A 255-nucleotide genomic window follows, 5' to 3' on the forward strand; every position below is an offset into this window, starting at 1 on the left:
GATGAAATGCAATTTAGCTCAGTAAAAGCTGCGTCAAACAGTTACCCGCTTAAAGGCCAGTTAAAGGTTAAGTCGGGCTTAAACGCCGAAACAGAAGTTGCCCCGGGTGCACCAAGTCCCGGTAACGTGTGGTTAAGTGAATCGGTTTTTTACAGTTTAAATATAAACGTAGGCGACCAAGTTGAGCTAGGTGCTGCGTTATTCAATGTGGAAAAGGTGATTGTTGAAGAACCTGATGCGCCGTTTAATGTGTTC

The 255-nt window shown here is 44.3% G+C and carries 1 protein-coding gene; it reads left to right on the plus strand.

The features are described 5' to 3' along the window. Nucleotides 1-255: hypothetical protein (locus R0K30_RS22645; RefSeq protein ID WP_410613175.1), on the plus strand; the 255-nt coding region annotated here is incomplete at both ends.

This window comes from Bacillus sp. SIMBA_154 (assembly GCF_046536015.1).
GTDB classification, from domain to species: Bacteria; Bacillota; Bacilli; order Bacillales; family Bacillaceae; genus Bacillus; species Bacillus pumilus_P.